Raw genomic sequence first — 26,977 nt, forward strand, 5'->3', positions numbered from 1 at the left:
GGCACGGGCGGGACCGGCACGGGCGGGACCGGCACGGGCGGGACCGGCACGGGCGGGACCGGCACGGGCGGGACCGGCACGGGCGGGACCGGCACGGGCGGGACCGGCACGGGCGGGACCGGCACGGGCGGGACCGGCACGGGTGGAACGTTCACGAACAGGGCCAGCACGAACAGGGTTAGCGCAAGCAGGGCCAGCGCAAGCAGGGCCGACGCGAACGGAGCCGACGCGAACAGGGCCCGCGCGAAGGGAGCCGACGCCAACCGGACCGACGCCAACCGGACCGACGGCGACCGGACCGACGGCGACCGGACCGACGCGGACTGGGCCGACGCGGACTGGGCCGACGCGGACTGGGCCGACGCGGACTGGGCCGACGCGGACTGGGCCGACGCGGACTGGGCCGACGCGGGCGAGGCCGGCGTGGCGGGGCCGGTGACGGTGGCGGGGGGCGAGGTGAGCGGGGAGGTCGCCGTCGTGGAGGTGTGCGACGACGGGCCCGGGATCGAGCCCGAGCACCTGCCGCACGTCTTCGACCGCTTCTACCGGGCCGACGCCGCCCGTTCCCGCGTCAGCGGCGGCACCGGCCTGGGGCTGGCGATCGCGGCGGCGCTGGTGGAGGCGCACGACGGCCGCATCGAGGCACGCAGCCGCCCCGGCCACGGCACGTGCTTCCGCGTGGTGATCCCCCTCCACGGCCCGGGCAGCGCCTGACGCCGCATCGCTCCCGCGCCCGCCCAGCGCCCGGCACCGCATCGCGATCCCGCCACACGACGCCCAGCACCACATCGCGATCCCGCCACACGACGCCCAGCACCACATCGCGATCCCGCCACACTGCACCCGGCACCCGGCACCGCGATCCCGCCACACGGCGCCCGGCGCCACGACCTATCCCGTCCCACTCGCGCGGCCGCTCAGCCCACCGTCAAGCCTCACCGCCGCGCCCGGAAAGCCACCGCCGTGGTCGAGGTGATCGCCGTCACCAGGACCACCGTGAGCAGCACGGACTTCATCGGGTTGCGCCGCCGCTCCGCCGGCTCGCCGACCTGGACGGGCCGCCGGGGAGAGGGCGTCACACTAGGACTGGGCGTGGGGCTGGGCGTCGGCGAAGGCAGGACGCGAACCGGCACCACGGGCGGCGCGACCACCCGGGGCGGGGGCACCGCACGTGGCCGCCCGCGCGGGCAGTCCCCCAGCACGACCCCGCCCGCGCAGACCCCGTCGGGAAAGACCGTCACTCCCGGCACCGTCACCTCGGGCCTGGCCCGCCGATCGGCGCGCGGCATCGAGATCGACACCTTGGGGTCGGGCGACCTGCGCGTGGAGACCCGCGGCACCTTGACCGTGGGCCCCACGGTGACCCGCCTGGGCGGCGCGGGCCTGCGTACGGACACCCGCGGAACCGGCCGCGGCGGACGCACCCGCCCCACCCCCGGCACCCGCCCGCCCCGAGGCACCGCCCGCGGCGACGGCACCGGCCGAGCCATCGGCACCCGTCCGGCCATCGGCTCCCGCTCCCCCACCGACGCCACCCGCGAGACCTCCGCACGCCGCACCGCCACAACCGGGACCTCCGCACGCGGAACCCCCGCATGTGCGACCCGCGGGACCTCCGCACGTGCGACGGCCGCATGTGCGACGGCCGCGTGCGGGACCGGCCGTTCCCCCGCCGGCGCCCGCCAAGGCCATAGATCCGGTTCGGCCGCCGCCGGGCCCGCGGCGGCGGCCAGGGCGAGGGCGGCGGCGAGCAGGAGGGGCGCACGCCTGACGCCCACGTTCACATCCCCCCGCTGATCCGCGCGAACTCCTCGAGCGCCCCCTGGAAGGCCTCGGGCCCCACGGCGAGCGGCCCGTCGAAGGCCCGGGAGATGTCCCACGTCAGGTAGGTGCCGAACCCGATCAGCGCCGACGTGGCCACCAGGGGCAGCATCGCCAGCCCCTTCGGCCTGGCCCCGGCCAGGAACGGGAAGACGACGACGAGGACGCCGGTGAGGACGGTCAGGAGGAGCAGCCCTTCGGGCGGGCTGGCGTCGGCGTCGGCGGTGCGCTGGGCGCGGGCGGTGGAGATGGCGCTGATGTGCTCCAGGACGGTCGCCTTGGCGTCCTCTTCCTCGTCGTCGGTCGGCTGCAGCGCGTTGACGCGCCCGCGCAGGTCGTCCATGCGCTCGTCGCCGACGGGGTGCATGGCCCCGCCCGCCATGTACGGCCACTCGTCCTTGACCACGAAGGCGACGTACTCGCGCAGCGACCTGCGCACCTCCTCGGGCGCGGAGCCGGGCAGGCCGGAGGCCGCCCAGTACGCGTCGACGGTGGACTGGCTCTCGGCGTGGGTGTTGAGCCTGGCGGCGTCGGCCGTGGTCCAGGGGACGATGATCGCGATGGCGAACACGAGCAGGAACATGGCCGACAACATGGCGCCGGCGTGGGCGGCCGACGGGCCGTTGGGGTCGCGGTCCTCTCCGGCCGTCTTCACCCGCCTGAAGACCAGCGCCGTGAGCGCCACCGCGCCCATCGCCGCGAAGATCGAGAGTATGTACGCCACCATGAAGATCTCCCGGATCCCGTTTGAATACGCAGTGTCACATTACTATCACACAGCGCAATGATGGCGTGAGGCCCTGAAAGGTAAAGTCCCGGGCAAGCGCCACGGCTGGGCCCGGCATCGCGCGGCCCCGTGACCCGCGCGCCCCCGGGCCCAGCCGTTCGCGATCCCCGCACGGGGGGCGACGCCACGCGGGCCGCGGCCCCGTGCGGGGCCCGCGGCGGACTGCCGGGGAGCCGCCGCCGCGGGCATGTGAGCGGGCGTCCGACACCGCAGGCCGAGCCGGCCCCGGTGAGCACCGCCTCACAGGCGTGTCACCCCGCGGGACGGGGGGAGGCGCCCCGGGGCGGTCGCCGCCGGCTACCTGCGAAGACCGCCCCGGTGACCGCCGGACCCGGCGCCGGCATGGCGAGGACCGGCGCTGCGACGTGGCAGCTGCTCCACGGGGGCCGGCGGGCACCTTCCCCTGCGCGGCGAAGACCTGGCCGTCCCTCCGCGAACGGCCTGAGGGTCTTCACCTGCGCCCCTCCCACGGGGGACGCCTCACATGTTCGGGCTTTCCCGTTCGAAGCGCTTCAGGGTACGTCCCAGGGATAACCCCTGGTGTCCGGCGTTTCGAGTACGCGCAGCAGGTCGAGCCAGCCGTGGAAGGGCTCGGCCCGGTGCTCGCCCTCCCGCGTCACCAGCCCGTGGACCCCGTCCGCGCCGTACTCCAGATCGACGATGAACCGCATCAGGCCTCCCGGCTCACCGCGAGCGTAGGAACGCGCGCCCTGGGATCGCACCTGGGGATAACCCCTGATTTTCGGGCCGGGTCTGGACACACGGACAGGCAAGTCTTACTTGAGGGAGCCCGCCGTGGCGCGCAAACGTGGGATAACCAGGAAGCGGAGGCCGCCATGGCTGAGCCGATCGCGATGTTCGTCGGGCGGGACCACGAGCTCCGCTGCCTGGCGGAGGAGTTCGGGCGCGCCCGTGCCGGGCTGCCCAGGCTCGTGGTGGTGGAGGGGCCGGCCGGGGTCGGGAAGACGACCCTGGTGCACCGCTTCCTGGAGGAGAGCGGGCCGGTGGACGTGGTGTTCGCCGACGGCGACGAGGGCGAGCAGTCGCTGCCGTACGGGACGCTGACGAGGTTGTTCTCGGGGCCTGAGGGGTTGCCCGGGCGGCTGGCCGAGCTGGGGCTGGACGACGGCGCGGCGCTGCCTGACCCGCTGGCGGTCGGGGCGGCGCTGCTGGACGTGGTGACGGAGCGGCAGCGCAGCGAGCCGTTCTGCCTGGTCGTGGACGACGTGCACTGGGCCGACGAGCCGACGTTGCGTGCGCTGACGTTCTGCCTGCGCAGGTTGCGCGTGGACCGGGTGCTGGCGGTGCTCATGCTGCGCGACGCGGCGGCGCTGGCGGGCCCGGAGGGGCTGCTGCGGCTGGTCGGCTCGGACGGGACGCGCAGGTTGCGGCTGTCCGGGCTGGGGACGGCCGAGGCGGGGGCGATGGTCGCCCGGCTGGGCGCGGGGCCGGTGTCGCAGCGCGGCCTGGCGCGGCTGGTCGCACACACGGAGGGCGTGCCGCTGCACCTGCGCGGGCTGCTGGAGGAGGTGCCCGCGGCGGCCCTGGACGACCTGGGGCAGCCGTTGCCGGCGCCGCGCTCGTACGGGCTGCTGGTCCTGGGCAGGGTGGCCAGGTGCGCGCCGCCCGTGCGGGAGCTGATCAGCGCGGTGAGCGTGCTGGGCCTGTCGTGCCCGCTGCACCTGGCGGGCAGGGTGGCGGGGGTGGACGAGCCGCTGCTGGCGCTGGAGCAGGCGGTGCGCGCCGGGGTGCTGCTGGAGCGTTCGTCGTCGCGCGGCCCCCTGGCGGCGTTCGCGCATCCCCTGGACCGTGCGGCGGTCTACCGCGATCTCGGCCCCGCGCACCGTTCGGCGCTGCACGCGCGGGCCGCGCTGGTGGCGGAGGGTGAGCAGGCGCGGCTGCGGCACCGGATCGAGGCGGTGGCGGGCCCGAGCCCCGAGCTGGCGGCCGAGCTGGCGGAGCTGGGCCGGGCGCAGGTGCGGCTGGGCGCGTTCGGCAGCGCGGCCGAGCATCTGAAGGCGGCGGCGGAGTTGTCGGGCGATCCCGCGCCGCTGGCCGCGGAGGCGGTGGAGGCGCTGCTGCTCGACGGACGGGTGGAGGAGGCGGCCCGGCTGACGGCGAACCTGCCGGAGCGCGCCCATCCGGCGGTGCGCGGGTACGCGCTGGGGCATCTGGCGATGGTGCGCGGCCAGGTCGAGGAGGCCCGCGCGCACCTCGTCACGGCGTGGGAGCGGGCCGGCGCGCCCGAGTCGGGGCTGGCGGCGCGGGCGGCGCAGCAGCTCGCGATGCTCTGCCTGGTCAAGGCGGAGGGCAGGCAGGCCGCCCGGTGGGCGGAGCGCGCCAGGAATTCCCCCGGCTACCGCTTCAGCATCGACTACAACCGTTACACGCTGCTGGCCGGGCTGGGCGTCTCCGGCCAGATCGACGCCGCCCTGGCCGCCACGACGGACCTGCCGTCGCCGTCGTCGGCGTCCATCGCGGAGCTGGACGCGCTGCTCGGCCGCGGGGTGCTGCGCACGTGCAGCGACGACCTGCCGGGCGGCCTGGCCGACCTGTCGGGCGCGGTGGCGGCCTGCGGCGAGCGCTCGGTGCCGTTCCGCATGCTGGCGATGGCGATGCTGGGGCAGGCCGAATACCGGGCGGGCCGCTGGGACGACGCGGGCCTGCACGCCGAGACCGCCGCCTCGGTGGCCGACGACGCCGACCAGCGGTGGCTGTCTCCGGTCTGCCACGCGCTGGCCGCGCTGGTCCCGGCCGCGCGCGGCGACTGGTCGCCGGCGGAGGCGCACGTGGCGGCGGCCCTGTCGGCGAGCGGGGGCGCGAGCGTGGACGCGGTGGCCTCCCTGGCGTACGCGTGCAGCGCCGCCGCCCACCTGGCCGCCGCGCGGGGCGACCACGCCCGCACCGTGGAGGCGCTGGACCCGCTGCTGGGCGTCAAGGTGCACGACATCGTGTACGAGCCCGGCATCGTGCAGTGGCTGGACCTGCTGGTGGACGCCCTGGTGGCGCTGGGCGAGCTGGACCGGGCGGAGCTGCAGCTCGCCGGGATGGAGCGGCTGGCGGGGCGGCGCGGGAGGCGTTCCGCGCTGGCGGCGGCGGCCCGGTGCAGGGGCGGCCTGCACGCGGCCCGGCACGAGAACGAGCCAGCCGAGGACGCGTTCACCACCGGCCTGGCCCAGGCGGAGGCGGCGGGGCTGCCGTTCGACGAGGCGCGGCTGCGGCTGGCGTACGGGCGGTTCCTGCGCAGGCTGGGCCGGCGCAGGCAGGCGCAGTCGCAGCTCGACCTGGGGGTGGCGCTGTTCGCCCGGCTGGGCGCGCTGCCGTACGTGGACCGGTGCGAGCGGGAGCTGAGCGCGTGCGGGCTGCCGCGCGCGGAGTCGGGGTCGGCGCCGCTGATGCGGCTGACGCCGCAGGAGCAGGCGGTGGCGCGGCTGGTGGCGACCGGGATGACGAACCGGCAGGTGGCCAGGGAGCTGGTGCTGAGCGTGAAGACGATCGAGTACCACCTGGGGAACGCGTTCGCGAAGCTGGGGGTCAGCTCCAGGGTGGCGCTCACCACCAAGATCCAGGCAGAGCGGGGTTGACCAGGGTTTCTGACCCTCTGTCGGCAGGCCTGGAAGGGGCCGGTTACGCTGGTGCCGACGATCATCAGGGGGCGTCGTGGACCAGTTCGTGCTGCTCATGCTGGTGCTGCTGGGCGCCCTCGTCACGGTGCCGCTGGGCGAGCGGCTGGGGCTGCCGGCCCCCGTGCTGATGACCCTGCTGGGCATCCTGCTGGCCGTGCTGCCCTTCGTGCCGAACGTGGACGTCCCGCCCGGCATCGTGCTGCCCCTGCTGCTGCCGCCGTTGCTGTACGCGGCGGTGCAGCGCACGTCGTGGCGGCAGTTCGCGGCCAACTGGAAACCGATCTTCCTGCTGGCCGTGGCGCTGGTGTTCGTGACGACGGCGGCCGTGGCGGGGGCGGCGCACGCGCTGGTGCCCGGCCTGCCGCTGGCGGCGGCCGTGGCACTGGGCGCGCTGGTGGCGCCGCCCGACCCGGTGGCGGCCACGGCGGTGGCGGGCCGGCTGGGGCTGCCCCGGCGCATGGTGTCGCTGCTCGAAGGCGAAGGACTGTTCAACGACGTGACCGCGATCGTGCTCTACCACGTGGCGATCGCGGCGGTCGTGACCGGCTCGTTCTCCTGGCCGGGGGCGCTGTCGGAGTTCGTGCTGTCGGCGGTGGTGGCCGTGCTCGTGGGGCTGGCGCTGGGCTGGCTGGGCGGGCGGCTGATGGGGCTGCTCGGCGACGCGACGCTGCAGGTGGGGCTGTCGCTGCTGGTGCCGTTCGCGGCGTACGCGCTGGCCGACGAGTGGCGCGGCTCGGGGGTGCTGGCGGTGCTGACCAGCGCGTTCTACCTGAGCGATCGCATGTTCGACGCCGACGACGTGTTCGGCAGGTTCGCCTCCACGACGTTCTGGCAGGTCGTGGACACGCTGGTCACCGGGGTGGCGTTCGGGCTGATCGGGCTGGAGCTGCACGCCGTGTTCGGCACCGTGCACGGCCGGCTCTGGACGGTGCTCGGCTGGAGCGCCGCCGTCATCGGCGTCGTGGTGCTCGTCCGGCTGCTGTGGCTGCTCCCCGCCGCGTGGCTGGCCAGGAAGGTGGGGCGCGGCGACGACACCGAGATCCCGCTGAGCTGGCGCGAGACCGTCGTCATGTGGTGGGCGGGCATGCGCGGCGTGGCGTCGGTGGCGCTCGCGCTGGCCATCCCGCTGGAGACGGCCGACGGGTCGCCGTTCCCCGCCCGGCCGGTCATCGTGTTCGTGGCGTTCGCCGTCATCCTGACGACGCTGATCGTGCAGGGGCTCACCCTGCCGTGGCTGGTGCGGCGGCTCGGCGTCGAGGCCGACACGGCGGCCGAGCGGGAGCTGGAGAAACGGCTCGCCGTCCAGGCCGCCAAGGCGGCCAGGCGGCGGCTGCGGCAGATCGACGAGGCCGAGGAGCTGCCGGAGGACGTCGTCGAGGTGCTCAGCAGGCGGATGCTCGACATCGGGCTGCGGATCAGCCCCGAGGCGGCCGACGAGGAGCGGCGGGAGGCGTTCGAGCAGCGCGTCAAGCGGGTCAAGCTGATGCGGCGGGTGCAGGCCGAGATGATGTCGGCCGCCAGGCAGGCCGTGCTGGAGGCGCGCCGCGACCCGAACGCCGACCCCGTGGTGGTGTCGCGGGTGCTGCGCCAGCTCGACGCCAGAAGCCTTCGGTGACCCCACCTGTCAATGCCCCAAGGCACAACCCCAGGAGCCCCAAGCGTGTAACGGTGTGTGACGGTTCGCGGCAAAGGGTAGTCAATAGACATGCTGCGTATCGGCACGTGGAGGTCGCCCGACTCGATCGACGTCATCGCCTGCGGCTGGCATGACGACGGCCCCGGCCCTCTCGGCACCGGCATCAAACTCATCTACGGCATGACCGGCCAGGTGCCGCGCTTCCCCGGGCTCAAGGTCGGCGAGCCCATCGCGCGGAGCACCGAGGAGATCGCCGAGCTGCTGGTGCAGGGCATGGACGTGGTCCTCACCGCACCCGGCGGCTGCCCGGCGGCGCCCGTGGTGGCGGCCGGCATCTGGCACTACGGCTGGACCCGGCGCGATCTCGGCGCCCTCGCGGGGGCGACCGTGGCGGGGCTGGCGCTGGCGGCCCAGCCTGGGCCGTGCATGGTGGAGATCTGGCGCGACGGGCGCAGCTCGCTCGACGGGGACGTCACGGCGGCCGCCGTACGGGCCGATCTGGCTGATCGGTTCGCCGGCGGGCGGTATCGGACGCCTCAGGTCACGGTGCCGCTGGAGTCGGTGCGGCTCAGTCAGGAGGCGCCCAGCCGGATCCGCATCGCCCTGGCCGCCGCCGGCTGACCCACCGCCCGGCCCGCCGCCCGCGTCCGCCCGGCACCGCCGCGCCCGCGCGCCCCTGCGCCCGCGCCTGCCGTGCGGACGCGCCTGCCGTGCGGACGCGCCTGCCGTACGGACGCGCCTGCCAAGCGGACGCCGCCTGCCAAGCGGACGCCGCCTGCCAAGCGGACGCCGCCTGCCATGCGGACGCCGCCTGCCGTGCGGACGCGCCTGCCGTGCGGACGCGCGCCTTGCCAAGGAGGCGGCACAGCCGTGCCCGTCCAGCATGCGCGTGAGCCCCAGCCCGCAGCGGTGGGGCGGCGCGACGAAAAGGCGCGCCCTCTTGGTGGCCCACGACGAATCCTCCCGCCCCCCGATGGCATACCGTCGCAGGGGATCGTGACGAAAGGGTTGGATCGTTGATCGAGGTCAGGGAACTCCACGAGATGGCGGAGCTCGAACGCGTGGACGCGCTGTTCGACGACATCTGGCATTTCGCCCCCGCCGCGCCCCCCATCACGATCGAGCTGATGCGGGCCCTGTCCCACGCGGGCGGCTACGTCGCGGGCGCCTTCGAGGAGGACGGCGGGATCGTCGGCGCCTCGGTGGGCTTCCTGGCGGCGGACCGCACGCTGCACTCGCACGTCACGGGCGCGACCAGGCCGGGCATCGGCTACGAACTCAAGCTGCACCAGCGCCGCTGGGCGATGGAGCGCGGCCTGGAGCGCATCACCTGGACCTACGACCCCCTGGTGCGCCGCAACGCGCACTTCAACCTGGCCAAGCTGGGCGCCAGGCCGCTGGAGTACCTGCCGTGCTTCTACGGCGTCCTGGGCGACGCGATCAACCAGGGCGACGAGTCGGACCGGCTGCTCGCCTCCTGGCCGCTGGCCGCGCCGCACGTGGCGGCCCTGGTGCGGGGCGAGCCGTACGATCGGCCGGTGGCTCCCGGCGCGGTGGTGGCGCTGGCCGACGAGGGCGGCCGGCCGGTGGCGACGCCGGTGGACGTCGCCGCCCGCACGGTGCTGGTGGCGGTGCCGGAGGACGTCGAGGGGCTGCGCGGGGCCGACCCGGGCGCGGGCAAGGCGTGGCGGCACGCCGTACGTGATGTGCTGGGGGGGCTGATGGCGGAGGGCCACGCGGTCACGGGGTTCTCCGGGAAGCGGTACTACGTAGTGGAGAGAGCGTGAAGATCACTGGAGTTGAGCTACGGCGGATCGCGATGCCGCTGGTGGCGCCGTTCCGCACCTCGTTCGGCACCGAGACGTCCAGGGACGTCCTGCTGGTCAGGGTCGTGACGCCGGACGCCGAGGGCTGGGGCGAGTGCGTGGCGATGTCGGAGCCGCTCTACTCCTCCGAGTACGTGGACGGCGCCGCCGAGGTGATCCGCCGCTTCCTGCTGCCGGCGCTGCCGAAGAACGTCGGCGCGAACGACGTCGGCCGCGCCCTGGAGCCGATCAAGGGCCACCGGATGGCCAAGGCGGCGCTGGAGACGGCGGTGCTGGACGCGCAGCTCAGGGCGGCGGGCGAGTCGTTCGGCCAGTTCCTCGGCGCGGCCAGGACGCGGGTGCCGTGCGGCGTGTCGGTCGGCATCATGGACTCGGTGCCGCAGCTCCTCGACGCGGTCGCGGGCTACCTGGAGGAGGGGTACGTCCGGATCAAGCTGAAGATCGAGCCCGGCTGGGACGTGGAGCCGGTGCGCGCCGTGCGGGAGCGGTTCGGCGACGACGTGCTGCTGCAGGTGGACGCGAACGCCGCCTACTCGCTGACGGACGCGCCCCGCCTGGCCAGGCTGGACGCGTTCGACCTGCTGCTGATCGAGCAGCCGCTGGCCAACGACGACCTGGTGCAGCACGCCAAGCTGGCGCGGCTGCTCAGGACGCCGATCTGCCTGGACGAGTCGATCGAGTCGGCCGAGCACGCCGCCGCCGCGATCGCGCTCGGCTCCTGCTCGATCGTCAACATCAAGCCGGGGCGGATCGGCGGCTACCTGGAGGCCAGGCGGATCCACGATCTGTGCCGGGCCAACGGCGTCGCGGTGTGGTGCGGCGGCATGCTGGAGACGGGCCTCGGCCGGGCGGCGAACGTGGCGCTGGCCGCCCTGCCCGGCTTCACCCTGCCGGGCGACACCTCAGGCTCGCGGCGCTACTTCGCGACCGACGTGACGGAGCCGTTCGAGCTGGTGGACGGCCATCTGGAGGTGCCTTCCGGGCCGGGGCTCGGGGTCGAGCCCATCCCGTCGGTGCTGGACGAGGTGACGACCTCCACGGAGTGGATCACGCTCTGAGCCGGGGGACGGCGGCCAGCAGGGCCCGCGTGTACTCGTGCGCGGGCTCGCCGACGACCTGCTCGGCGGGCCCCGACTCGACCAGCCTGCCCCGGTGCATGACGGCGACGACGTCGGCCACGTACCGGACGACGGCCAGGTTGTGCGAGATGAACAGCATGCTCAGCCCCAGCTCGTCGCGCAGCCCGCGCACCAGGTTGAGCACGGCGGCCTGCACGGACACGTCCAGCGCGCTGGTGATCTCGTCGGCGACCAGCAGGCCGGGGTCGCCGCCGAGCGCGCGGGCGATCGCGACGCGCTGGCGCTGCCCGCCCGACAGCTCGCGCGGGTAGCGCCCGGCCAGCTCGGCGGGCAGCCGGACGAGTTGGAGCAGCCGCCCGACCTCGCCGGGCCCGGCGCCCTCGGCGATGGTCTGGGCGACGGTCATGCGGGGGTCGAGCGAGGCGTACGGGTCCTGGAAGACCATCTGCACCCGCCGCGCGCCCTCCACGGTCCCGGTGTGGGGCACCAGCCCGCACACCGCCCTGGCCAGCGACGACTTGCCGGAGCCTGACTCGCCGACGAGGCCGACCACCTGGCCGTCGGGGATCTCGAGGGTGACGTCGTCCACGGCGGTGAAGCGGCCGAAGCGTACGCTCAGATTCTTGATGATCATCTAGACCTCCCAGCAGGCGACCCTGCGCCCGCCGCCACGGGCGGCGAGCCGGGGTCGCTCGGTCTCGCATCGGTCGGTGGCCAGCGCGCAGCGGGGCGCGAAGGCGCAGCCGAGGCCGACGCCCGCCGGTGCGGGCTGGGCGCCCGGGATGCCCGCCAGCGGCCTGGCGCGGTCGGTGTCCAGGTCGGGCAGCGAGGCGATGAGCGCCTTGGTGTACGGGTGCGCCGCGTCCGCGAGCCGGTCGGCGGGCAGCTCCTCCACCACGCGCCCGGCGTACATGACCACGACCCGGTCGCACAGCTCCCCCACCACGGCGATGTCGTGCGAGATGAACAGCGTCGCCGCGCCCGTCTCGTCCACGACCTCGCGCAGCAGCCGCAGGATCTGCCGCTGCACGGTCACGTCGAGCGCGGTCGTCGGCTCGTCGGCGACGATCAGGCGGGGCGTGCCCATGAGGCCCATCGCGATGACGGCGCGCTGCCGCATCCCGCCGGACAGCTCGTGCGGGTGCCGCGCCGCGACCCGCTCCGGCTCGGGCAGGTGGACGTGTCCGAGCCGGTCCACGGCGCGGCGGCGGGCCTCGGCGCGGCCGGCGCCCTCGTGCACGACGGCCACCTCGGCGAGCTGGCCGCCGACCTTGAGCGCCGGGTTGAGCGCGGCGAGCGGGTCCTGGAAGACCATGGCGAGCGCGGTGCCCAGCTCGCGGTCCGACAGCGTGTCCACGTCCCTGCCGCCCAGGCGCAGCGCCCCGTACGTGACCGTGCCCGGGTAGGGCACCAGCCCGCCGATCGCGGCGGCGGTCAGGCTCTTGCCGCTGCCCGACTCGCCCACCAGCCCGACGATCTCGCCGGGCGCGATGGTCAGCGACAGCTCCCGTACGGGAGTGACGCCGCCGGGGAACGTCACCGTCAGGTCCCGCACCTCCAGCACCGCGCCGGGGTCAGGCTCCCCCGCCTCCCGCGCGACCGGCGGCGCGGCCCGCTCCCGCCCCGTCCCAGGAGTGCGGGCGGCGGCCCTGGCCAGGGCGTCGCCGAGCAGGTTGAAGCCGATCCCGGCGAGCGCGATGGCGGCGGCGGGGCCCAGCGCCACCTCCGGCGTGACGTAGATGCGCGGGAACCCGTCGAACAGCAGCCGCCCCCAGTCGTACTGCGGCGGCTGCACCCCCAGCCCGAGGAACGACATGCCGGCCAGGCCGAGCAGCGCGCCGCCGAACGCCTGGGCCAGGTTGAGTATCAGCGGCTCGGCGATGTTGGGCAGCACGTGCCTGGTCAGGATGCGGCGGCGGGACACGCCCAGCATGCGGGCCGCCGCCACGTAGTCGGCGCCCGCGACCCTGGCGGCCAGCGTCTGGGTGAGCCGGGCGAAGCCGGGGGCGATGGCCGCGCCGATCCCGAGCACCGCGCCGCGCGCGCCGAGGCCGGTGACGACCGCCGTGAACATCGCCAGCAGCAGGCCGGGGAAGGCCACCAGGGCGTTGACCGTGTCCGTGGCCAGGCGGGCGGCTCGCCGTGGGAGCACCGAGGGCAGCGCGCCGAGCACGACGCCCGCCACGGCGCCGATGAGGGTGGCGGCCAGGGCCAGCAGGAGCGACAGGCGGGTGGCGACCAGGACCCTGGCCAGCAGGTCGCGGCCCAGGTTGTCGGTGCCCAGCGGGTGGGCAGGGGAGGTGCCCTGGAGGATGGCGGCGGCGTCGATGCGTTCGGCGGTCCCGCCCCAGATGAGGGGGGCCGCGACGGCCAGCGCGACCATCCCGGTCACGATCACGGCGCCTGCCGCGCCGGGGCCGCGCAACCTGGCGTGCCACGGCGGGCGGGGGGCGTCCTGGCTCATCAGGCCTCCTTGATCGCGGACGTCGGATCGAGCGCCCCCAGCGCCAGGTCCACCACGAGGTTCACGACCAGCACGATCGCCCCGTAGGCCAGGATCACGCCCTGGGCCACCGGGTAGTCCTTCTGCGTGATCGACTCGACGATCTTCAGGCCCAGCCCCGGCCAGGCGAAGACGTACTCGACCAGCACCCCGCCCGCGATGAGCGACGTCAGCAGCAACCCGCCGACGGTCAGCGTCGCGGTGAGCGTGTTGGGCAGCACGTGCCGCACGTGCAGCCGGACGGCGGGCAGCCGCTTGGCGCGCGCCAGCCGCACGTAGTCCTTGCCCAGCTCGCGCAGTGTCTCGACGCGCGAGATGCGGGCGATCATGGCGGCGGGGCCGATGGCGAGCGCGACGACGGGCAGCACGTACGTGCCCGGCCCCGCCATGCCCGCCGGCGGGAACCAGCCGAGCCCGATGGCGAGCACGGCCACCAGCCCGATGGCGTACAGGAACTCGGGCAGCGCCACGGCGGCGCCGGTGCCGGCGCTGAAGGCGAGGTCGGTGCCGCGGTTGCGGCCGTTCTCCGTGCGGACGGCGGCCCACATGCCGAGCGGCACGGCCACCAGCAGGGCCAGGACGGTGGCGAGGAGGGCGAGGGCCAGGGTGTTCGGCAGGCGGGTGGTGATGACTTCGCCGACGGGCTCCCCCGTCAGAAACGACGTCCCGAAATTTCCGGACAGGACGTTGGTGGCGTACGTGAAAAGCTGCTCCGGCAGCGGCCGATCCAGCCCGAGCGCCGCCCGGCGCGCCTCCACCAGCTCCACCGGCGCGGCCGGCCCCAGCGAGGTGCGCACCGGATCGCCGGGGATGAGGTGCACCATCGCGAACGACGCCACCATGAGCACGGCCAGCGACACCACGAACCTGACCACCCGCCGCACCACGGCACGGGCGCCCACTCAGCCGCCCTGCCCGAGCCGGATCGACGTGGCCACGAACATCCCGCCGACCTGCTCGTACGTGGCGCCCTTGGACGCCTGCAGCACCGTCGTCTCCGCCACCGGCACCAGGTCCGCGTTCTCGAACAGCGCCGACTCGGCCTCCAGCCACTGCGCGCAGCCCTCGGCGGCCGGCTTCAGCCCGGCCTCGGCGACGAGCTTCTCGTACCGCTCGTTGGACAGGTGCGCGAAGTTCGCCCCCTTCGGCGCGGCGGGCCCGGACAGGAAGCCGACGAGCTGGCTGGGCAGCGGCACGCCGATGGGCAGCCAGACGACGTCCCAGTCCTGGGTGGCGTTCAGCGACTCGGCCAGCTTGGTGTCGATGACGCCGTTCAGCTTCACCTCGGCCCCGGCCTTGCGCCAGGCGGCGGCCAGGTACTCGGCGGCGGCCTGGGTGCCCGCTCCCTTGGTGGTCGCGTACAGGTAGCGCAGGGTCAGCCGCTCGCCGTCCTTGACGCGGACGCCGTCCGCCCCCGCCCGCCAGCCCGCCGCGTCGAGCGCCGCCGCCGCGGCGGCCGGGTCGTAGGCGGGCACGTGCCCGGCCACGCTGTCGCCCTGGCAGGGACGCGGGTGCAGGACCAGGCCCGTCGGGGTGCCGCCGGTGCCGCTGGAGGCGATCCCGGCCAGCTCCTTCAGATCGACGGCCTGGGTGAGCGCCTTGCGGACGGCCGCGTCGGCGGTGGGCCGGTCCTCGCCCTGGTGGTAGAAGAACTCGCCGTTCGCCTCCGGGACGGGCTTCGCCGTGATGCCGGGCGTGGACTCCAGGCGGGCGCGGTCGGGGCCGTAGATCGTGGCGCCGTTGACGGTGCCGGAGACCAGCAGGTTCGCCATGGTCTGCTCGTTCGGGACGACCTTCAGCACCACCGTCTCGGGCACGTCCTTCACGGAGGAGCCCGGCCGGCCCCAGGCGTACTCCCTGCGGACCTTGAACGTGTAGTGGTCGCCCGGCACCGCCTCGGTCAGCTTGTAGGGGCCGCTGCCGGACGTGCCGCGGGCCAGCGCCGAACGGTCCTTGACGCCCTTGCCGCACACCACGTAGATCAGCCGGGTGCTCTCCAGGATGAAGCTGAACGGCTGCGGCATCGACAGCGTCACCGTGCCGGCCGCGTCGTCGGCCTCGGCCTTCATGCCGACCGGCATCAGCACGCCGTAGATGGGCGACTTGGTGGCGGGGTCGGCGATGTGGTTGACACTGGCGGCCACGTCGGACGGCGTCACCGGGGCGCCGTCGGAGCAGGTGGCGTTCCGGCGCAGGGTGAAGGTGACCTTGTCGGGCTCGACCGTCCACTTCTCCGCCAGGCCCGGCACGATCTTGCCGTCGGCCGTGACGCCCGTCAGCGTGTCGTAGGCGAGCGACAGCGTGGTGATCGTGACGCCCAGGACACCCGAGGCGGGGTCGAGCACGCCTGGGTCGGAGGGGAGCGCGTACGTGAACGTGCCGCCCCCGGGCTGCGCGGCGGCGCCTCCCCCCGTTCCTCCGCAGGCGGCGGCGAGCAGGGCGAGCGCGGTCAGGGCCGCCGCTTGTGACGTTCTCATGGGGACTCCAGACAGCGGTGGGGGGAGAGCACCACCTTCGCCGCTCGCCCGGTCACCGTTCTTCGTGCCCGGTCACGAAAAAGCCGGGCTCCCTAGTGCCGTCGGCCGAAGATCCGCAGTTGAAGCTGGACGGTGAGGCGCGCGTCCGGGTCGTCGAGGTTCAGTCCGCTGATCTCGACCAGGCGCTTGAGCCGGTACCGGAACGTGTTCGGGTGCACGTGCACCCGCGCCGCCGCCACGCCCACGTCGCCGAACGCGTCCAGGTACGCCTCCAGCGTGGCCGCCAGCTCGGTGCCGTGCTCGGCGTCGTGGCCGAGCAGCCGCTGGTACGGGCCGGAGGGGGCCTGCTCCTCGGCGGCGGCCACGTCGGCGACCTGGAGCAGCAGCGACTCGAAGTGAACCTCCGAGTAACCGGCCGTCCGGCCCGCCACGCCGTCGGCCGCGGTCCGGGTGCGCAGGACGCGCAGCGCCCGGTCGGCGTCCGCGCGTGACCTGGCCACCTGCGACAGGTTGAGCGCCAGGCGGCCCACGCCGATGTTGGCGGCGTGCCTCGGGCCGACCCTGGCCAGGAAGCTCTCGGCCACGCGCAGGGCCCTGGCCTCCTCGTCGCCGCCGCCCGGGGGCAGGGGGAGGACCGCGTAGGCCACCGAGCCGATCAGGGCGGCGGCGGCCTTCGGGTGGATGGCGGCCACGTGGAGGGCGAGGGCGTCGCAGAAGCGCTGGCGGTCGCCTTCGGCGCGGGCGCTGTCCGCGGCGTGGTCGGTGCTGGTGACGCCGTCGGTGCCGACGCGACCGCCAGAGGCGCTGAGACCGGCGATGGTCGTGGCGCCGCCGGTCGCGGTGCCGCTGGTGGTGGTGCCGCCGATCTCAGTGCTTCCGGCTGCGGTGCCGCCGGTCGCGGTGCCGCCAGTCGTGGTGCCGCCAGTCGTGGTGCGGCCGGTGGCGGTCCGGCGCGTGGTGGTGCCGCTCGTGAGCTGGGCGGCCAGGACGCACAACCGCGCGGTCGCGATCCCCAGCCGCCCCGCCGCCTCGGCCGCCTCCGCCCCGCCCGCCAGCACCGTGGACAGCAGGTCGGCGCGCAACCGCCGCTGGGTGTCGGCCCCCGCCCGCTCGTGCAGCAGCCGCAGCGCCACGATCTTGGCGGCGTCGGCGAGCGCCCGCCGCCGCTGGGCGTTGAGCGGGTCGCGGACGGCCACCCAGATGGAGCCGAGGATCTCGTCGCCCGCCCGCACCGCGACGGCCTCCCGGTTGATCGGGCTGCCGTCGTCGAGCGCGATGTGGATCGGCTCCTGGCTCTGGTACAGGCGCTTGAACGCACCCTGCTCGTCGAGCAGCCGCAGGTAGCGTTCGGGCACCTGCCGGCCGAGCACGGTCTCGACACGCCCCTGGTCGGCCTCGTCCTGGCGTCCCGAGTAGGCGAGCACCCGGGAGGAGCGGTCCTCGATCGTGACGGGCGCGTCGAGCAGGGCGCAGACGGCGTTGGCGAGGGAGAACAGGTCACCGTGCGCGCTGTCGCCGGGCTCCGCCAGGTCGCCCTCCGCCAGCAGGGAGCGCAGCAGGGCCGCCACCTGCGCCCAGGAGGCGGCCCTGGTGAGGCCGAGCACGGCGACCCCGGTCTCCAGGACGGCGGCGCGGACCCGTTCGTCCACGTCCACCGGCAGTTTCACCACGACGCCCGCCGCGTGCGGGGCGCGGGCGAGCAGCTCGCAGATGTCGGCCGCGCCCTGGACGCCGACGGCGAGCAGGATCGCGCCCGCGGGCACGATCAGCTCGTCGAGCGGATCGTAGATGTGCACGCCGGTCACCTCGGCGTCGAGGTCGCCGGGTGAGGCGGCCACGTCGAGGACGGTGGTGCCCAGGTCGTGGATGATCCGCCCGAGGCTGGCGCGCGGGCGGTCCCTCATCCCCTCAAGATAGTCCACGTCACGGCACGTCCGTCCCGGCCGGACCGGTAGTGGGTGCCGTGCGGGGGCTCAGCCGGTCTTGGGGGTCGCGCGGGCGCCCATGTGCACGTACGGCGACCCGTCCGGCAGCTCGTAGAACACGGCCGACATCCAGTCGGGCGAGCCGCCCAGCTTGAACAGGTACGTGTTCTCGTCCACGGCGACCATGGCGCTCTCCTCCGGCGGCTGCAGGGCGGCCAGCGCCCCGGTGGCCTCGTGCCGGAGCCACGGCTCGCCCTCCCTGACCGACACCTCGATCCGGGCGCCGGCCCGCTCGTAGAGGCCGGCGTGGCGGGCGGCGTCCGCCCCGGCCGGGGTCTGCGGCGGGGACGGCGGCGGCGGCACGGTGAGGCCGTCGAGCTGGGCGAACAGCTCGGTGCCGAGTGCCCGGGTGAAGGCGGTGGAGTGGCCGCCGTTGGCGGCGGCGCAGATGACGGTGCCGGTCTCGGGCACGGCCCAGAGGATGGCGTGCTGGCCGATGGTGTTGCCGGCGTGGGAGATGACGCGCTTGCCGTCCCATTCGTCGACGATCCAGCCGAGGCCCCACTGGCGGCCGAGCCCGTCCGGGTTGGGCACGTCCACCTGGGGCTCCCACATGGCGCGCGGGTCGTCGAGCAGGCCGCCCTCCAGGTGGGCCCGCGCGAAGGCCACCACGTCCGCCGGGCGGGCGCAGATGAGGCCGGCCGGTCCCATGCCGCGCATGAGCCCCCACTGCGGGGCGGGCGCGCCGCCGGCGTGGCCCATGGCGGCGCGGAAGCGCAGCACGTCCTCGGGCAGGGTCCAGGTGTGGGTGAGGCCGAGCGGTTCGGCGATCTCCTCGCGGATCAGGTCGTCCCAGCGCTTGCCCGCGAGCTTCTCGGCGACGCGGCCCGCGATGACGAAGCCGGAGTTGCAGTAGGAGTGGGTGGCGCCGAGCGGGTGGTTCTGCGCCAGGTCGGCGCAGGCCTCGACGTACTTGGCGACGCAGTCGTCGCCGCGCCCCGTGTCGATGAACAGGTCGCCGTCGATGCCGCTGGTGTGGGTGAGCAGGTGCCTGATGGTGACGGTCTTGCTCACCTCGGGGTCGGCCACCTGGAAGCCGGGCAGCACCTCGGCCACGGGGGTGTCGAGCGTGAGCCTGCCCCGCTCGATCTGCCGCATGAGCAGGGTGGCGGTCCACACCTTGGTGACGGAGCCGATCTGGAAGAGGCTGTCGGTGGTGGACTCGACGCCGGTGGCGGTGTTGAGCGTGCCGGCGGCGAACTCGTGCAGCTCCCCTTCGTGCAGGTACGCCAGCGCGGCGCCGGGCACCTCGTACTCGGCGATCAGCTCCGCGAGCCGCTGACCCATTGCTCCAGCCACGCGATCATCCTTTCGTTGTAGTCGTACCGGTGTGAGGGCCGGCCACCGCCCTGGAACAGGTGGCTGGCGCCGGGGTAGCGCACCAGCCGCACGGGCACCCGCCGCTCGCGCAGCGCGGCGAACCACTGCTCCGACTGGCCGACGGGGCAGCGGTCGTCGCTCTCGCCGTGCAGGAGGAGGGTGGGCGCGGTGACCTCGCCCACGTGGGTGAGCGGCGACTGGGCGGCCAGGTCGCCGGGGCACTCGTACGCCTTGAGCAGGAGCCCCATGTCGGACGTGCCGCTCATGCTGGTCAGGTCGGTGACGGGCCCGCCGGACACGGCGGCCTTGAACCGGTCCGTCGTCGCGGTCAGCCAGCAGGTCATGTAGCCGCCGTAGCTGTAGCCGGTGACCGCGAGCCGTTCGGGGTCGGCGACGCCCTCGGCGATCAGGGTGTCCACGGCGGCGAGGAAGTCCTGGGTGTCGGCCAGGCCCCACGCGCCGACGGCCGCGGTGTAGAAGGCCTCGCCGTAGCCGTCGCTGGCGCGGGGGTTGATCGCCAGCACGGTCCAGCCGCGGGCGGCCAGGATCTGGCGGTAGACGCGGAAGTTGTCGAGCACGGGCGCCCAGGCGTTGTGCGGGCCGCCGTGGACGTCGAGCAGGAGCGGGCCCGGGGTGGCGGCGTTCTCGTCGCGCCAGACGAAGCCCTCGACGAGGGTGCCGTCGGGGGCGGTGAAGGTGCGGCGTTCCGGCAGGTACAGGTCGGCGTCGGCGAGCGCGTGGCCGGTGAGCCGCCGCGCGGTCGTCTCGCCCGGCTCCAGCAGGAAGATCTCGCCCGCGCTGTGCGGGGTCGCGGCCACGTACGCGACGCGCTCGCCCGCGCTGGAGGCCCCGGCGACGCTCACCTCCTCGGGCACGATCTTGGTGGCGAGCGCGCCGCCGGGGATGCGGTACAGGTGCGAGCAGCCGCCGTCGCGGGCGCAGAAGACCAGGTCGCCGCCGAGCAGCGCCGGGGAGGCGCCGGGGTAGCCGGGGTGGCCGGTCATCACGTTCCTGTCGAGGCCCGTCTCGATCTCGGCGGCCCCGCCGGGGCCCAGCTCGAACAGGCGGACGTGCCCCACGGGGCCGCCCTTCTGGGCGGCGGCGACGAGCCGCTCGCCGAGCCACCACACGCCGCCGCAGAGCAGGTCGGGGCCCGTCAGCCGCTCGGGCTCGCCGCCGCCGGACGCGAGGACGGTGTACGCGGCGCCGCCCGGCCGAAGGTCGCGGTCGGGCTCCAGGTCGGCGGCGAAGGCCAGGCGCGTGCCGTCGGGTGACCAGGAGGGCTCGCCCGCGTGGAAGTCGCCCTCGGTCACCTGGGTGCTCTTCCCCGAGGCGACGTCCACCACGAACAGGTGGGTGGTGATGCCGCGCAGCAGCCCGGCGCCGTCGGCCTTGTAGTCGAGCCGGTCGATCACCACGGGAGCGTTCGGATCCAGCCCCTCCCCGGCGTCGGCGAGACGGGTCCCGTGCGGATCCGGCTCCGGTCCGGCCGGGCTGGCGTACGCGGGGCGGGTCCCGTGCGGATCGGGCTGCGGGGCGGCCGGGCCCGCGTAGGCGAGGCGGGTGCCGTCCGGTGACCAGCGGGCGGGACCCGCGCCGAGCGGCGCGCTGGTCAGCGGGTGCGGCTCGCCGCCGTCCATGGGCAGCAGGTGGAGCTGCGGCTTGCCGTCCACCGGCCGCAGGAACGCCAGCGTCCGCCCGTCGGGCGACCACCGGGGCGCGCTCCCCCTGGCCAGCCGGCGCGGCTCCGCGCCCGGGACGGCGAGCCAGACCTCCGCGCGGTTCTCGTCGGCCTCCACGTCGACGGTGGTCAGCGTGTACGCGACCGCGCCGCCGTCGGGCCGCAGCGCCGGATCGGAGGGCACGGCGAAACGATGAACGTCGTCGAGACCGATACGCGGCGATTCCCGTTGCATAACCGCACCGTAGGGCATTGCTGCTCCCCTCTGCTTCGGTCTGCCGGACGAACAGCGGGGCCCGCGTTGTGCCACCCGCCAACCAGTCGAGGAGAATGTGAGAAAGGACGTTAGGGTGTGAAGATCCTCCGCCGGTTTCGGCACCTCACTTCCCCGAGCAGCGGGCCCGCCTGCGGTGTTCGCGAGATTGGATGGTCAACCATGGTTGGCAAGCCGGAACGGCAGGTGGCCGTGTTCGGTGCCGGGTACATCGGTCTGGTGACCGGCGCCTGCCTCGCCGAGCTGGGGCACCGGGTGGTGGTGCGGGACATCGATCCCGACAAGGTCGCCCTGCTGCGCTCCGGCGACGTGCCGATCTACGAGCCCGGCCTCGGCGACATGATCGTCAGGAACAAGGAGCGGCTGACGTTCACGCTGGACCTCGAGGAGACGCTGCGCGGCGCCGAGATCGCGTACGTGTGCGTCGACACGCCGCCCTCCGCCTCCGGCGACGCCGACCTGTCCAGGATCTGGTCGGTCGTGAAGTCGCTCGAAGGCGCCGCGCACCTGAAGGCCGTGGTGGTCAAGTCGACCGTGCCGGTCGGCACCGGCGCGCGGGTGCGCTCCGCGCTCGACGCCGCGGGTCTGGCCCACGTCGGGTACGCCGCCAACCCCGAGTTCACCGCCGAGGGCCGCGCGGTCGCCGACTTCATGCGGCCCGACCGCATCGTCATCGGCGCGGCCGACGAGGCCGTCGCGCAGCTCATCGCCGACCTGCACGACGGCGTGGACGGCCCGGTCGTGGTGATGGACGTGCGCTCGGCCGAGATGGTCAAGCTCGCCTCCAACGCACTGCTCGCCACGAAGATCAGCTTCATCAACGAGATCGCCACCCTGTGCGAGAAGACCGGCGCCGACGTCGAGGAAGTGGCCCGCGCGGTCGGCCTCGACCATCGCCTCGGCCCCCACTTCCTGCGGCCCGGCATCGGCTGGGGCGGCTCCTGCTTCCCCAAGGACTCCGAGGCGCTGCGGCAGCTCGCCAGCAACACCGGCTACCACCTGCAGCTCCTGTCGGCCGTCATCGAGGTCAACAACCTGCAGAAACGCCGGGCCATCCAGAAGCTGAAGGACGAGCTGGGCACGCTGGCGGGCATGCGGGTGGCGCTGCTCGGCCTGACGTTCAAGCCCGGCACCGACGACATGCGGGAGGCGCCCAGCACGGTGCTGGCCGGCCGCCTGCTGGCCGAGGGCGCCGAGGTGAGCTGCTGGGACCCGATGGCCCGCCCCGGCGAGGTCGAGCCGTGGGTCTCCACGACGCGCCACGCCACGCCCGAGGAGGCCATGGCGGGCGCCGACGCGGTGATCGTGGTGACCGAGTGGCCGCAGCTCAAGGAGGTCGACTGGGCGAAGGCGGCCGAGTCGATGCGCCGGCCGGTGCTCTTCGACGGCCGCAACCTGCTCGACCCGGCGGGCATGCGGGCGCTCGGCTACACGTACATGAGCGTCGGGAGGCCGTAGCCGCCGCGGAATAATCCGTTGCGCCGCGGTGCTGATCACCGCACTATGTTCCTCATGTTCCCGTACGCGCGCCTCGCGACGCCCGCAGCCTTGCTGCCGGGCTCGTTCGCGTGCGACGGCCTGGAGCGCTGACCTCTCCCTGTTAGTCCCGAAGTGACCCGGCGGGGGGAGGTTGACGACCCTGACGGGTCACGCAGGAGCTTCAGGTACGAGGGAAGAGAGCAATGGCCAAGCAGGCCTACGTACGGAACAAGCCGCATCTCAACATCGGCACGATGGGGCACGTCGACCACGGCAAGACCACGCTGACCGCCGCGATCACCAAGGTGCTGGCGGAGCGCGGGCAGGCCACGTACACGCCGTTCGAGCGGATCGACCGGACGCCGGAGGAGGCGTCCAGGGGCATCACGATCAACATCTCGCACGTCGAGTACGAGACCGCGACCCGCCACTACGCGCACGTGGACATGCCGGGCCACGCCGACTACGTGAAGAACATGATCACGGGTGCGGCGCAGCTCGACGGCGCGATCCTCGTCGTGTCCGCGCACGACGGCATCATGCCGCAGACCAGGGAGCACGTGCTGCTCGCCAGGCGCGTCGGCGTCGAGCACCTGGTCGTGGCCGTCAACAAGGCCGACGGCGCCGACCCGGAGCTGACCGACCTCGTCGAGCTGGAGCTGACCGACCTGCTCGCCGAGCACGGCTACCACGGCGTGCCGATGGTGCGCGTGTCCGGGCTGCGGGCGCTGGAGGGCGACCCGGTCTGGACGGCGTCCGTCGAGGCGCTGCTCGACGCGGTCGACACGCACATCCCCGTCCCCGTGCGGTACGTGGACGCGCCCTTCCTGATGCCGGTCGAGAACGTGCTGACGGTCACCGGCCGCGGCACGGTCGTCACCGGCGCCATCGAGCGCGGCACGGTGCGGATCGGCGACACCGTCGAGGTCATCGGGTTCGGCGACGGGTTCTCCGCCGTCGTGACGGGCGTGGAGACGTTCGGCAAGACGATGGAGCGCGGCGAGGCCGGCGACAACGCCGCCGTGCTGCTCCGCGGCGTGCGCCGCGAGCAGGTGCGGCGCGGCATGGTGCTGGCGGCGCCCGGCACCCAGCACGCCCGCGGGCGGTTCACCGCGCGCGTCTACCTCCTGACGCCGGAGGAGGGCGGGCGGCGGCGGCCCGTCACGTCGGGGTACCGGCCCCAGTTCTACCTGCGGACCACGGACGTGCCGGGTGAGCTGGTGCTGCCGGACTCCGGCGCGCTGCCGGGGGAGACGGTGGAGGTGACGGTCGAGCTGGGCAAGGCCGTCGCGGTCGAGCCGGGGCTCGGGTTCGCGATTCGCGAGGGCGGGCTCACGGTCGGCGCTGGCACGGTGCTCGCCGTCCCGGCCGCCTGACCGGTCACCGCCACGGTGCGGGGACGTCCTCAACGTCCCCGCACCACAGCACCACCGCACACAGCGCCGCCGCACACAGCACCACCGCACACAGCAGCACAGCACAGCAGCACCACCGCGCCCCCGCGCGCCAGCACCAGCAGGCGCCATCGCACGGCAGCGCCGCCACACCGCAGCCCCACCTCAGAGCGTGCACCGGGCCTCGGGACGGGCGCGGCCGGGTCCCGTGACGGCCCGGCCTTTCCGGCGGCGCGGTCAGGGCTGGTCGAAACGCACCCGGAGGGTCGCCCGCCGCGCCATCAGATCGTAGGCAGGCAACGGGCCAGGCCCGCAGGTCGCCGTCCCGATGCCCTGATGCGCCAGGTCAAGGTGCACGTACACCCGCTCCCCCGCCACCAGATCAGGCCGATGCCGCGCGTCGGCCAGCTCCAGCGCGCTCCACCGCCGCACGGTCAGCCCGAACACCGGCTCGCCCGACACCCGGACCCCGCCCAGCTCGGCCCACCGGACGTCGGCGCGGTGCCCGTTCTCCTGCGGGTACACGTACGGCGTCTGCATCTCCTCCACGGCGGCCGACCACCGCCCCACCCGGGCGGCCATGCCGGTGTCCGGGTAGACCTCCCCCGGCCCGAGCCCGAACCACGTCACCTGATCGACCGCCGAGCCGGGCAGCGACATCGTGACGCCGAGGCGCGGGACCGGGTCCCGCCAGTTGCCCTGCGGCTCGATGTCCAGCACGAGCCGCAGCCCGCCGTCGAACGTCCACCGGTAGGTCGCCACCATCCCGAGGTCGGTGGCCGCCGGCGCGACGCGGGTCCGCACGGTCAGGCCGTCGCCGACGGAGATGTCGTCCACGCGGTGGGTGAGGCGGTGCAGGCCGAGGTCGCGCCACCGGGCTTCGAGGCCGGCGGCGCGGTCGTTGTCGGTGGGGGCCCGCCACAGGTCGAGCAGGGGCCCGTCCACCTGGGCGCCGAACAGGCGGGTGAGCCGCCCGGTCGCCGCGTCGAACGCGCACCCGCCGACGGTCAGCTCGCCGCCGCGGCCGTTCTGGGCGTCCGCGCGGGTGAAGGTGGTGGTCGCCGTGCGCTCCCGCTGCTCCGGCCGGGCCAGCAGCGCCTGCCCCCAGGCCACCTCGTGCCCGGCCGGCGCCCACGGCAGGTCCTCGGCCAGCACCGCCCGTACCGTGAGCCAGCGCTCGCCGTCGGGCCCGTCCGTCACCTCGGGCAGCTTGCACTCGCCGCCGGCGGCGGCCACGTCGAGCGGATGCTCGGCGACGGTCTCCCCCTCGACCTGCACGGTGGCCGTGAACCGCAGGTGCGACAGGTCGGTGAACCCGTGGTGGTTGACCACCCGCACCACCCCGTCGCCGAACTCGAACCGCACCGGCTCGAACACCCTCTTCAGGTCGATCAGCCCCGGGGACGGCGTCCTGTCGGGGAAGACGAGGCCGTCCACGACGAAGTTCCCGTCGTGCACGGGCTCGCCGAAGTCGCCGCCGTACGCGTACTCGTGCGCCGGATGCGTCAGCCCGTGGTCGATCCACTCCCAGATGAACCCGCCGGCCAGCCGCGGGTACCGCTCGAACAGCTCCTGGTACTCGGCCAGCCCGCCGGGCCCGTTGCCCATGGCGTGCGCGTACTCGCACTGCATGAACGGCATCGAGCGGCGCCGCGCGTCCAGCTCGGGGTCGTCGAGCGGGTCCTCCTCGCGCCGGCCGATGGCCTCGACCTCGGCGTGGGAGGCGTACATGCGGGAGTAGACGTCCGTGTGCGCGCAGGACCGGTCGCCCTCGTAGTGCAGCGGCCTGGACGGGTCGCGCTCGCGGGTCCAGCCGGCCATGACGGCGAGGTTGCGGCCGACGCCGGCCTCGTTGCCGAGCGACCACATGACGATGCTGGGGTGGTTCTTGTCGCGTTCGACCATGCGGCGCATGCGGTCGAGCAGCGCGTCGGCGTAGCGGGGGTCGTCGGTGGGGTTGGCGCGCCAGCCGACCGGCTCGAAGCCGTGCGTCTCCAGGTCGCACTCGTCGATCACCCACAGGCCCAGCTCGTCGCACAGGTCGAGGAAGTGGGGGTGGGGCGGGTAGTGGCTGGTCCTGACCGCGTTGACGTTGTGCCGCTTCATCAGCAGGACGTCCTCGCGCATCGTCTCGTACGGCACCGCCCGCCCGTGCTCCGGATGGAACTCGTGCCGGTTGACGCCCTTGAACAGCAGCGGGCGGCCGTTGGCCATCAGCACGCCGTCCACGATGGAGATCGTGCGGAAGCCGACGCGCACCCGCACCGTCTCGCCGGGCCCGGTGATCACCGCCTCGTACAGGCGCGGCGTCTCGGCCGTCCACGGCTCCACGTCCACCGTGACCTCGGCGCCGGGCTCCAGCCCGTCGATGCCCAGCTCCTGGACGCTGAGCGTGCCGGCGCCCTCGAAGCTGAGCGTGCCGCGCCCGTCCTGGTAGGAGGCGTGGACGAAGACGTCGGCGGTGGAGCGGGTGAGCGTCACGTCACGGAAGATGCCGGGCAGCCACCACATGTCCTGGTCCTCCAGGTACGTGGCGGCCGACCACTGGTGCACGCGCACGGCCAGCACGTTGCGGCCGGGACGCAGGTACGGGGCGGCGTCGTACTCGACGGGCAGCCGGCTGCCGGTCGAGAAGCCCAGCTCGTGGCCGTTCAGCCAGACCCGGGCGAACGACTCCGCCCCCTCGAACCGCAGCCGCCCGCCCGTCCAGCCGTCGGGCAGGTCGAAGGCGCGGCGGTAGTCGCCGGTCGGGTTCTCGTCGGGGACGCGGGGCGGATCGACGGGGATGGGGTAGACGACGTTGGTGTAGGCGGGGGCGCCGTGCCCGTGCAGCACCCAGTGCGACGGGACCGGGAGGTCGTCCCAGGCCGCGTCGTCGTAGTCGGGGCGGGCGAAGTCCTCGGGGACGTCGGCGCGTGGCGAGAGGCGGAAGCGCCACGTGCCGTTGAGGTCCAGGGACGGCGCGTCGGAGTGAAGGGCCGCCCTGGGTTCGAGTCGGCCTGAACCAGGGGAGAAAGTTTCGAGATCCATCTCCGCCGAGCCTAGAGGTTCGGGTCGGTCCAGTCAGCGATGGGTCCGGTGTCCGTTAC

The 26,977-nt window shown here is 74.3% G+C and carries 19 protein-coding genes; 8 read left to right on the forward strand and 11 right to left on the reverse strand.

Going from position 1 to position 26,977, the window contains the following annotated elements; all coding sequences use genetic code 11:
* Positions 1-714, forward strand: a 714-nt coding sequence (locus ABD331_RS30970) for a sensor histidine kinase (protein ID WP_344482195.1), incomplete at its 5' end; no start/stop codon positions are given.
* A gap of 221 nt (positions 715-935) precedes the next feature.
* Here ABD331_RS30970 and ABD331_RS30975 read toward each other — a convergent pair.
* From ABD331_RS30975 to ABD331_RS30985, 3 genes are all read right to left on the reverse strand, one after another.
* A complete protein-coding gene (locus ABD331_RS30975) occupies positions 936-1,565 on the reverse strand; it encodes a hypothetical protein (RefSeq protein WP_344482198.1) in 630 nt (209 codons plus the stop codon).
* Positions 1,566-1,780: 215 nt separating this feature from the next.
* On the reverse strand, positions 1,781-2,548 hold the full coding sequence (locus ABD331_RS30980) for a bestrophin-like domain (RefSeq protein WP_344482200.1): 768 nt from the start codon (positions 2,546-2,548) through the stop codon (positions 1,781-1,783).
* 572 nt (positions 2,549-3,120) lie between these two features.
* Positions 3,121-3,279: a hypothetical protein gene (locus ABD331_RS30985; RefSeq protein WP_344482202.1), complete on the reverse strand. Its 159-nt coding sequence runs from the start codon at positions 3,277-3,279 to the stop codon at positions 3,121-3,123.
* Positions 3,280-3,444: 165 nt separating this feature from the next.
* Here ABD331_RS30985 and ABD331_RS30990 point away from each other — a divergent pair, with 165 nt between their 5' ends.
* The 5 genes from ABD331_RS30990 (at position 3,445) to menC (ending at position 10,754) form a co-directional block, all read left to right on the forward strand.
* The gene (locus ABD331_RS30990) at positions 3,445-6,192 is read left to right on the forward strand and encodes an ATP-binding protein (RefSeq protein WP_344482205.1); all 2,748 of its coding nucleotides are present in this window, start codon (positions 3,445-3,447) and stop codon (positions 6,190-6,192) included.
* Positions 6,193-6,268: 76 nt separating this feature from the next.
* The gene (locus ABD331_RS30995; protein ID WP_344482208.1) at positions 6,269-7,849 is read left to right on the forward strand and encodes a Na+/H+ antiporter; all 1,581 of its coding nucleotides are present in this window, start codon (positions 6,269-6,271) and stop codon (positions 7,847-7,849) included.
* A gap of 90 nt (positions 7,850-7,939) precedes the next feature.
* Entirely contained in the window at positions 7,940-8,491 is a 552-nt protein-coding gene (locus tag ABD331_RS31000) for an acyclic terpene utilization AtuA family protein (RefSeq protein ID WP_344482210.1), read from the forward strand.
* A 395-nt stretch (positions 8,492-8,886) separates the two neighbouring features.
* The gene (locus ABD331_RS31005) at positions 8,887-9,657 is read left to right on the forward strand and encodes a GNAT family N-acetyltransferase (RefSeq protein ID WP_344482213.1); all 771 of its coding nucleotides are present in this window, start codon (positions 8,887-8,889) and stop codon (positions 9,655-9,657) included.
* The gene (gene menC, locus ABD331_RS31010; RefSeq protein WP_344482216.1) at positions 9,654-10,754 is read left to right on the forward strand and encodes an o-succinylbenzoate synthase; all 1,101 of its coding nucleotides are present in this window, start codon (positions 9,654-9,656) and stop codon (positions 10,752-10,754) included. Before ABD331_RS31005 ends, menC begins: the two co-directional genes overlap by 4 nt.
* Here menC and ABD331_RS31015 read toward each other — a convergent pair.
* The 7 genes from ABD331_RS31015 to ABD331_RS31045 form a co-directional block, all read right to left on the reverse strand.
* Entirely contained in the window at positions 10,744-11,409 is a 666-nt protein-coding gene (locus ABD331_RS31015) for an ABC transporter ATP-binding protein (RefSeq protein ID WP_344482219.1), read from the reverse strand. The genes menC and ABD331_RS31015 overlap by 11 nt on opposite strands.
* Complete coding sequence (locus ABD331_RS31020; protein WP_344482222.1) at positions 11,410-13,239, reverse strand: dipeptide/oligopeptide/nickel ABC transporter permease/ATP-binding protein; 1,830 nt, start codon at positions 13,237-13,239, stop codon at positions 11,410-11,412.
* Positions 13,239-14,180 (reverse strand): ABC transporter permease, encoded by a 942-nt coding sequence (locus ABD331_RS31025; protein WP_344482225.1) that lies wholly within the window; start codon positions 14,178-14,180, stop codon positions 13,239-13,241. Before ABD331_RS31025 ends, ABD331_RS31020 begins: the two co-directional genes overlap by 1 nt.
* Positions 14,181-15,755, reverse strand: a complete 1,575-nt coding sequence (locus ABD331_RS31030) for an ABC transporter substrate-binding protein (RefSeq protein ID WP_344482228.1) — start codon at positions 15,753-15,755, stop codon at positions 14,181-14,183.
* 92 nt (positions 15,756-15,847) lie between these two features.
* Positions 15,848-17,659 (reverse strand): PucR family transcriptional regulator, encoded by a 1,812-nt coding sequence (locus ABD331_RS31035; protein ID WP_344482231.1) that lies wholly within the window; start codon positions 17,657-17,659, stop codon positions 15,848-15,850.
* Between the two features lie 69 nt (positions 17,660-17,728).
* The gene (locus tag ABD331_RS31040; RefSeq protein WP_344482234.1) at positions 17,729-19,039 is read right to left on the reverse strand and encodes a serine hydrolase domain-containing protein; all 1,311 of its coding nucleotides are present in this window, start codon (positions 19,037-19,039) and stop codon (positions 17,729-17,731) included.
* Positions 19,003-20,925, reverse strand: coding sequence for a S9 family peptidase (locus ABD331_RS31045; protein WP_344482237.1), 1,923 nt, complete (start codon positions 20,923-20,925; stop codon positions 19,003-19,005). The genes ABD331_RS31040 and ABD331_RS31045 overlap by 37 nt, the downstream gene beginning before the upstream one ends.
* A gap of 252 nt (positions 20,926-21,177) precedes the next feature.
* On the opposite strand from ABD331_RS31045, the gene ABD331_RS31050 reads away from it, so the two are divergent.
* Positions 21,178-22,473, forward strand: coding sequence for a UDP-glucose dehydrogenase family protein (locus ABD331_RS31050; RefSeq protein WP_344482240.1), 1,296 nt, complete (start codon positions 21,178-21,180; stop codon positions 22,471-22,473).
* Positions 22,474-22,697: 224 nt separating this feature from the next.
* Positions 22,698-23,870 carry an elongation factor Tu gene (gene tuf / locus ABD331_RS31055; RefSeq protein ID WP_344482243.1) on the forward strand — a complete coding sequence of 391 codons (1,173 nt, stop codon included), beginning with the start codon at positions 22,698-22,700 and terminating at the stop codon, positions 23,868-23,870.
* Between the two features lie 255 nt (positions 23,871-24,125).
* On the opposite strand, the gene ABD331_RS31060 is transcribed toward tuf, so the two are convergent.
* Entirely contained in the window at positions 24,126-26,918 is a 2,793-nt protein-coding gene (locus tag ABD331_RS31060) for a glycoside hydrolase family 2 TIM barrel-domain containing protein (RefSeq protein ID WP_344482246.1), read from the reverse strand.
* Positions 26,919-26,977: the final 59 nt, after the last annotated feature.

The sequence above is a fragment of the Nonomuraea monospora genome (assembly GCF_039531895.1).
GTDB classification, from domain to species: Bacteria; Actinomycetota; Actinomycetes; order Streptosporangiales; family Streptosporangiaceae; genus Nonomuraea; species Nonomuraea monospora.

What these genes read in the sequence shown, in the direction of transcription:
- ABD331_RS30985 (WP_344482202.1), bottom strand. Translation starts at nt 3,279, where the DNA reads ATGCGGTTCATCGTCGATCTGGAGTACGGCGCGGACGGGGTCCACGGG.
- ABD331_RS31060 (WP_344482246.1), bottom strand. Translation starts at nt 26,918, where the DNA reads ATGGATCTCGAAACTTTCTCCCCTGGTTCAGGCCGACTCGAACCCAGG.
- ABD331_RS30990 (WP_344482205.1), top strand. Translation starts at nt 3,445, where the DNA reads ATGGCTGAGCCGATCGCGATGTTCGTCGGGCGGGACCACGAGCTCCGC.
- ABD331_RS30980 (WP_344482200.1), bottom strand. Translation starts at nt 2,548, where the DNA reads ATGGTGGCGTACATACTCTCGATCTTCGCGGCGATGGGCGCGGTGGCG.
- ABD331_RS31000 (WP_344482210.1), top strand. Translation starts at nt 7,940, where the DNA reads ATGCTGCGTATCGGCACGTGGAGGTCGCCCGACTCGATCGACGTCATC.
- tuf (WP_344482243.1), top strand. Translation starts at nt 22,698, where the DNA reads ATGGCCAAGCAGGCCTACGTACGGAACAAGCCGCATCTCAACATCGGC.
- ABD331_RS31030 (WP_344482228.1), bottom strand. Translation starts at nt 15,755, where the DNA reads ATGAGAACGTCACAAGCGGCGGCCCTGACCGCGCTCGCCCTGCTCGCC.
- ABD331_RS31020 (WP_344482222.1), bottom strand. Translation starts at nt 13,239, where the DNA reads ATGAGCCAGGACGCCCCCCGCCCGCCGTGGCACGCCAGGTTGCGCGGC.
- ABD331_RS31035 (WP_344482231.1), bottom strand. Translation starts at nt 17,659, where the DNA reads ATGAGGGACCGCCCGCGCGCCAGCCTCGGGCGGATCATCCACGACCTG.
- ABD331_RS31050 (WP_344482240.1), top strand. Translation starts at nt 21,178, where the DNA reads ATGGTTGGCAAGCCGGAACGGCAGGTGGCCGTGTTCGGTGCCGGGTAC.
- ABD331_RS31015 (WP_344482219.1), bottom strand. Translation starts at nt 11,409, where the DNA reads ATGATCATCAAGAATCTGAGCGTACGCTTCGGCCGCTTCACCGCCGTG.